The 6,611-nt window shown below is 35.5% G+C and carries 6 protein-coding genes; 3 read left to right on the forward strand and 3 right to left on the reverse strand.

Features of this window, described 5'->3' with window-relative positions; all coding sequences use genetic code 11:
- Positions 1-71: 71 nt before the first annotated feature.
- Complete coding sequence (gene tonB / locus M997_RS09105) at positions 72-797, forward strand: TonB system transport protein TonB (RefSeq protein ID WP_064719799.1); 726 nt, start codon at positions 72-74, stop codon at positions 795-797.
- Positions 798-933: 136 nt separating this feature from the next.
- Here the strand turns inward: tonB and yciA are convergent, their stop codons facing one another.
- Together yciA and M997_RS09115 are read right to left on the reverse strand one after the other, a co-directional pair.
- The gene (yciA, locus tag M997_RS09110; RefSeq protein WP_064719800.1) at positions 934-1,365 is read right to left on the reverse strand and encodes an acyl-CoA thioester hydrolase YciA; all 432 of its coding nucleotides are present in this window, start codon (positions 1,363-1,365) and stop codon (positions 934-936) included.
- A 67-nt stretch (positions 1,366-1,432) separates the two neighbouring features.
- Positions 1,433-2,080 (reverse strand): septation protein A, encoded by a 648-nt coding sequence (locus M997_RS09115; protein WP_064719801.1) that lies wholly within the window; start codon positions 2,078-2,080, stop codon positions 1,433-1,435.
- A gap of 303 nt (positions 2,081-2,383) precedes the next feature.
- Between M997_RS09115 and M997_RS09120 the strand changes: the two genes are divergently transcribed.
- Complete coding sequence (locus M997_RS09120) at positions 2,384-4,231, forward strand: SulP family inorganic anion transporter (protein WP_239994662.1); 1,848 nt, start codon at positions 2,384-2,386, stop codon at positions 4,229-4,231.
- A 72-nt stretch (positions 4,232-4,303) separates the two neighbouring features.
- On the opposite strand, the gene M997_RS09125 is transcribed toward M997_RS09120, so the two are convergent.
- Positions 4,304-5,074 carry a YciC family protein gene (locus M997_RS09125; protein WP_064719802.1) on the reverse strand — a complete coding sequence of 257 codons (771 nt, stop codon included), beginning with the start codon at positions 5,072-5,074 and terminating at the stop codon, positions 4,304-4,306.
- Between the two features lie 434 nt (positions 5,075-5,508).
- Between M997_RS09125 and ompW the strand changes: the two genes are divergently transcribed.
- The gene (gene ompW, locus M997_RS09130) at positions 5,509-6,144 is read left to right on the forward strand and encodes an outer membrane protein OmpW (protein WP_064719803.1); all 636 of its coding nucleotides are present in this window, start codon (positions 5,509-5,511) and stop codon (positions 6,142-6,144) included.
- The last annotated feature ends 467 nt before the right edge of the window (positions 6,145-6,611 follow it).

The following is a 6,611-nucleotide window of genomic DNA, read 5'->3' on the forward strand; positions in this document are numbered from 1 at the left end:
TATTGAATATGATTGCTATTTGCATTTAAACTACAGGTATTATTTTTTCTTTAGGTGAAATAAGATCAGTTATGCGTTGGAAGCTTTGGGTATTCATATCACTATGTTTGCATGCCTCATTAGTTGCGGCTGCCGTTTTATATGTTGTGGAAGAAGAACCGGCAAAACCGGAACCGATATCCATACAAATGTTGGCATTTGCAGCAGAGGAGCCTGCTGGTGAGCCTGAACCTGTGGTTGAAGAAGTTACGCCACCGGAGCCAGAGCCCGTGGTTGAACCAGAACCTGAGCCAGAACCAATCCCTGATGTAAAACCTATTATTGAAAAGCCAATAGAGAAAAAACCAGAACCAAAACCTAAGCCAAAACCTAAGCCAAAACCAAAACCAGTGGAAAAACCTAAGCCACCTGTTGAACGCCCACAATTGGTATTGAACAAAGGAAATGATCAAAAAAATCTGAATCCAACAGCTAAGCCAAGCGATAAAGGTGAAGATAAACCTGTTGCAACGGTAAGTAGTGGAGAAGGTAAAGAGCCTAATGTTGTTAGACAAGGTCTACCTGTATATCCTCAACGAGCAAAAGCGGTAGGTATCGAAGGTTCAGTTAAGGTGCGTTTTGATGTTGATGCCGATGGACGAGTAGAAAATGTAGAAATACTTTCTGCTGATCCTAAAAATGTGTTTGAAAGAGAAATCAAAAAAGCGATGCGTCAGTGGCGCTATGAAAAAATTGCTTATAAAGGAAAAGTGATGACCATTGATTTCAAAATAGAAGGCATATCAACAAGTGGTTAAGACTGAATATAATGCTTGTGAGTTAACGCGCAGTATTTATATAGCAGTATTTATATAAATAAAAGGCACTTTTTACAGTGCCTTTTTTAGTTTTATAATCAACGAATTGGAACCGCTCACCAAAATAGCTTAAAACTTATTCCATCGTACTTGTTAGCGTAAACTGAGCTTTGCCTTCAGGTAAGCGACGAGCTGCGTTATTTTCATCTACTGCTACATAAGTAAAAACCGCTTCTGTTGCACGATAGCGCTGACCTACAGGTTCTGTAGCTACTTTTTTTACCCATACTTCAATATTGACAGTAATAGAAGAGTTGCCCGTTTTTAAGCAACGCGCATAACAGCACACCACATCACCGACAGCAACGGGTTTTAGAAAGGTAATGCCTGTTACACTAACAGTAACGACGCGACCTAATGCAATTTCTTTTGCCAAAATAGCGCCACCAATGTCCATTTGAGACATTAACCAGCCACCAAAAATATCGCCATTGGCATTAGTATCTGCAGGCATGGCAAGGGTACGTAAAACAAGTTCGCCATTAGGAAGAGATTGTTGTTCAGTCATGGGAAATGATATCTATAAGTGTTAAAACCAAGGAGATCTTAATAAGATCTCCCAATAATGAGTTGTATTATTTAGATTTTACATCTGCATCATGATGAAGAGATTTGGCTGCTTGAGCTGATTTCTCATCTGATAAGTTTTGTTCTGCGCTATGTTCTGATCCTTCTTCTGGCTCTGGTAAACGATTATTCCAGATATAAACCACACTCGCGATAGTAAATAGAAAGGTTAAAATACTTAAGCCGAAGACTTTAAAGTTAACCCAAGTTTCTAAAGAAAGTGAGAATGCCACATAAATATTACCTAGCGCACAGGCAACAAAGAAAATAACCCACGCAATATTTAGTTTTTTCCAGTTTGCCGCTGGCATTTTTAATTCTTTACCTAACATTCTTTCTATTAATGTTTTTGGTGTAAAGAGTTGCATTCCGACTAATACAGCCGCAAAAATGGCATAAATAGCGGTCACTTTCCATTTAATAAAATCAGCAGAATGAAAGGCAATAGTTAATGAACCAAAAATAGTCACAACGACGGCAGTAATGAGTGGCGCTTTTTCAACTTTACGAAAAATAAGCCATGTCAGAACGACTGAAATCCATGTCGCTACAATTAATGCGCCAGAAGCATAGAATATATCTTGCCATTTATAAAACACAAAAAACACTAAAAGTGGAGCAAAATCAAGTAGTTGCTTAAGCCAGCCGTTTTTCATAACTGATAGGAACCTATGGTAATTGAATTCATAAACAAGGCTATTCTAATGCAAAGCGACATGAAATGGGTAAACAATTGCATATCTTTAATGTTATTGCGCTAATTTGCATAATAATAGTCATTTTTAGTACAAATAACTAAATGAAAAATAAATATAATTGCACTTATGGAAAGCTAACGATCAAGCTTAATTAATGATAGGAGATTTAAATATCACTCTAGTATATGATTCAAGCATTCATCAATCTTAGCGATATTTCTTGATGAACGCATAAAAAGTATTTCTGATAAGAGGAAATCAATGAACGGAAAAAGAATAATAAAATGGATGCCTGGATTAGGCTTACTGTTTAATTATAAGCGTGCTTATTTTGGTTATGATCTTAAAGCTGGGCTTTCGGTTGCCGCAGTTGCTTTACCTGTGGCTATTGCTTATACCGAGCTATTGGGTATCAATGCTATTGTTGGGCTGTATGCTTGTATTTTGCCCATGATTATTTATGCGCTCTTCGGTACATCGCGACAATTAATTACAGGGCCTGATGCCGCAACCTGTGCTGTTATTGCAGCAGTCGTTATTCCGTTATCTGCAGGAGATGAAAATACACGCTGGCAACTTGCGATTATAATGACCGCAATGACAGGTTTTTGGTGTATTCTCGCCAGCCATTTTCGTTTAGGTGCGTTTACCGATTTTCTCTCTCGACCTATTTTGCAAGGCCTTTTAAATGGTGTCGCTATCACCATTATGGTGGGTCAAATTAGTAAAGTGTTTGGTTTTGATACTTCTCCTGAATATTTAATTGAAAAACTTATTGAAGTACCATTTAGGTTAATGGATGCGCATTGGCCAACACTATTAATGTCAACCATAACGTTAGCTTTGCTATTGGGGATACGGCATTTTCGTAGTCGATGGCCGGCTCCATTGATTGCTATGGTTGTGATGACTTATTTAAGTTGGCAGTTTGATTTAGTTGATTATGGTATTGCTATTGTTAATAAAGATGCTGGGCAAATAGATATGTTTTTGCCGGTTGTTTCAATGAGTAGTTTTCACCCCGGTTTATTGCGTGAATTGATGGTACCTTCTATCAACCTTGCGGTTATTAGTTTTGTTAGTTTTATGATGACTGCAAGAAGTTTTGCCAGTAAAAATGGTTATGAAGTTGATGCAGACCAAGAACTTAAGGCGTTAGGTATCGCTAATATTGCGGCGGCACTTTCGCAAGGATTTGCTGTAAGTGCGGCGAGTAGTCGTACTGCGGTTAATGATTCCGTTGGTGGAAAAACACAATTAGTTTCAATTATTGCGGCGCTGGTTATTTTATTAGTGTTGTTATTTATGACCGATTTTCTTGCTTATATTCCACTATCATCATTGGGTGTGGTGTTAATTGTTTCTTCGTGGTCATTGCTGAGTATTCGTCATATTTGGTCTTATCGTAAACGTAATCGTCAAGCATTTACTTTGGCATCGTTTACTTTATTGGCTGTGTTATTAGCAGGGCTAATTAACGGTATTGGTTTTGCCGTTTTACTTGGGTTATTGCAATTTCTGCGGATTGTATTTCGCCCTAGTGATCAATTATTAGGCGTTGATGAACAAGGCATGGTTCATTCAATGAATAAAGATAACGACATCGAGCCAATAGAGGGTTTGATGATGTATCGTTTTAATTCGCCTCTTACTTATTTTAATGTGGCTTATTTTAAAAAACGAGTATTACAATTAGTTGATAATGCACCAAAGCGGCCAGCATGGCTTGCTGTTGATGCTGCGGTAAGCTTCACCTATGACGATGTAAGCGTTTTTGCTGCGATAGATGAACTAATCCGAGAGCTTAAAATAAAAGGCGTTAAATTAGTTTTAGCAGGGCGAAGAACAGAATTAAATCGTTGGCTGGAACGAAATAAAATGTCTTCTAATGAAGATGATTTAATTATTGCGCCCGATCTTTATTTTGTTATTCGACTTTATCAAAGTCGTTTACAAATCAAAGAAAAACAAAAAGAAGAACTACAAGCACAGCAACAACAAACAAATATAGAAAGAGTAGCTACTTCTAACATAACAACAGAAGATGTTTTATTAGCAAAAGATACAAAACCAGATAATCAGTTGGAGCCTAAAAAGGCAATTGAATAAGAGATGTGATGTTGTTGTGAAAAAATGAGCAAAATAATCCCGTGATAAGTTAATGCCTATCACGGGATTTTTTTAATGTGTTTTGGCCGTGTATTTGTCGTTAACTAACATAAATAAACGGAAAAGATAAATAATGATCCAAGCAGAAGCCATATTTTTCAAAAGATAATATAGGAAGTTATGCACAAAATCAGGCAGTTGCATGGTAATGTTGGTTAAAAAACCAATACCAAATTGCAGCAGTATCCAAATTCCTAACGCGGGGATAAGCAATCTTGATTCACTAAAGCCTATTTTCCACCCTAAGCGAATTGCATTACCAAGGCTATTTTGACGGATTAAAATTACGGGCGCCATAGCGAAACCAATTAACAGAATAATACCGGGTATAATCATTACCATAAAACCAGCGCTAATAAGAATTGAGCAAAGCACAATTAATAAAAACATTTTAGGTAAACGAGGTAAGCCAGAGCTAAAAGATTGGCCTATCGTTGGGTTATGTCCTGAAGATAGCCCCATTACAAAAATAAGCAGCGTAAGAACTAATATACTTTGTAGTAGTGTTTCAAATGAGTATAAAACCAGTACCTTTTTAGCAACACCTACAACACTGTTACTCATTGCTTCTAATTCAGCGGGTGAAGCACTGGCTAATTTTGTTTTTTGAAAGTCAGCAATAAAATCAATCATTAATTGGTATTCCTGGGTGTTTGGCCCCACTAATGAAGTTATTACCGCTAAAATAGCCGCAAGAAAGGCGGAAAGTGTGACAAGGCTACGCAGTTCATTCTTATAAAAGTTAAGACTGTCTCGGTAGATTGTGCTTGCCGTGGTAGGCATGAAAACGGCTCCTATAAAGATAGACTAAGTCAATTTGCGCTATTGTACCTTTTCATTCAGCAAAAAGGGATATTTTATCTTGTTAGTACAATGCAAAGATAAAACGACTTACTTCCTATAAGGTAATATCCATTACCTAAATTAAATAAAACATAAATTTAACACATTAATAACTTTATTTATTCAAATCTCTTTGTAGGATATTTTCTATTCAAAAATTAGCATGAAAAATAAATTAATTTATAAGAAAAAATTGTATTAGTGTGTAATTTGATGTGGATCAATTATAAATAATTGGCTTCATAAATAATAAATACCGAAATAACACTTTCTGCAAAAATAATTCCAAAGTTGTGATCAGCATTAGATCATAATTTGCTATTAATGGTTATATTTTAGCGGAGATTTTACTTATTACAGGAATGGGTTAAATAATGAAAAAACTTTCTGCGCTTATTTTAGCAGCTGCAACTCTTGCGCCTTCTATTTCTTTTGCTCACCAAGCAGGGGATTTTTTATTCCGTGCTGGTACTGCGACAGTTCGTCCTAATGCAGGTTCTGATAATGTATTAAATATTGGACACTTTGAAGCAAATAATAATACGCAATTAGGTTTAACTTTCGGATATATGATTACCGATAATATCGGTGTTGAGTTATTAGCAGCAACGCCTTTTGAACACAAAGTTTCATTAACAAACTTTGGTGAAATTGCTACTATTAAACATTTGCCACCAACATTGATGGCGCAATATTATTTCGGTGATTCACAAGATAAATTACGCCCTTATTTAGGTGCGGGTCTTAACTTTACTACCTTCTTTGATGAAAAATTCAATTCAGCAGGTAAAGCCGCTGGTCTTTCTGACTTAGATCTTAAGGATTCATGGGGCTTTGCAGCACAAGCAGGCTTAGATTATAACCTGGATAAAAACTGGATGCTGAATGCTTCAGTTTGGTGGATGAATATCGAAACTGACGTTAAATTTAAAGCAGGTGAAGATAGACAATCAATCAGCACTCGTATTGACCCATTTGTATTTATGTTTGGTGTGGGTTATCGCTTCTAATTATTCGTGTTTTAAAAGAATATCAAATAATGAAAAGGCGGAGATTATCTCCGCTTTTTTATATCTTAATTTGCTAAAAAAAGTCTAAAAAGATAAATTAGAAAATGGCTTTTTTACATTTAATACACCTATTAATATTAATAAAGAAATGTATAAGTTTTATAAAGGTAAGCTATCTATTATATGCGGAATATTATTTATCAACTCCATTTAAGTTGCATTTAAAATGAATCTTATTAATCGTAAATTTATTAGACGAGTAAATTGCGACATAACCTTTATTAAAATTGCTAGTTAATAGTTGTAAATACTACATTCATTTAGATGTATTTAATATACACCTTTGTTTCCTGTCGATAAATTAACTATCATAAAAAGAAAAGCAAGCGTTAAGTTAAGCAACAAAAATAGAAATAGAGACTTAGCATTCGAGTATATATTCTTATCAGTAAGAGGATATTTTTTTA

Source organism: Proteus hauseri ATCC 700826, from assembly GCF_001654965.1.
GTDB classification, from domain to species: Bacteria; Pseudomonadota; Gammaproteobacteria; order Enterobacterales; family Enterobacteriaceae; genus Proteus; species Proteus hauseri.